This window comes from Sphingomonas sp. IW22 (assembly GCF_041321155.1).
Classification (GTDB): Bacteria; Pseudomonadota; Alphaproteobacteria; order Sphingomonadales; family Sphingomonadaceae; genus Sphingomonas.
Map to the genome: position 1 here is coordinate 1 of NZ_JBGGWB010000019.1, position 731 is coordinate 731.

At 39.1% G+C, this 731-nt stretch carries 1 protein-coding gene; it reads right to left on the bottom strand.

Annotation, left to right across the window (positions count from 1 at the left end; all coding sequences use genetic code 11):
- Nucleotides 1-482: 482 nt before the first annotated feature.
- Nucleotides 483-731: hypothetical protein (locus tag ACAX61_RS19455; protein ID WP_370716194.1), on the bottom strand; the 249-nt coding region annotated here is incomplete at its 5' end.

Consider the following 731-nt stretch of genomic DNA (forward strand, 5'->3'; position numbering starts at 1 on the left):
TACCTACGGTATTAGTGGAGCAATTTTGAAATTTCACCAATTGCCAGGAAATAGAAATCGTATGCAAGTAGTTATCATCATTCAAAGATTTGTCAATAGTTCGTAATGACTACTATCCAATACAGAGTATATAAAGATTTGTTGGTAAATTTCGTCATCGATATGACATGATGGATTTTATTTTTAAACCAACCGTGATATGAAATTCTCATTTAAAATACAATCCAAAGAACCTGTAAATTTTTCATTAATTTCATTAAATGCATGGGAACTCGAAAGAACCCCACTACCAAAAATTATGCGCCCGAGCCACCCCTATTTGGGGCAGTCGCAAAGGTCAACGACACCGGTGTGCAATGGGGACGTCTCGCTCTGAGGCTTGTTAATGATGAACAACAACACCCTGCGCCAGGTAAGTATGAAGAGTTGAAATCAATATTTTACATACCATTCGTTTTATCGTTATTAGGGCATCAAAATGACTATTTATCGACTTTGACGCGTTCAGTGTCGCTGAAACACGACTGATTTACCACTACCATTGCAAGAGTGATTGCATCAATAAACTTACTTGGTGTTAGATGCCGGGTGTTCATGATTGCTCGGCTCTCAGGATAAGGCCTGCTCATTGCACAAGGAACAGGCTGCCTCCTGCGCTTATCCAAATCGGATGAGTCGAACACGTAATTTTTGCTAGTGGGGAGTATTTTAACTCCTTTAATAATGAAATG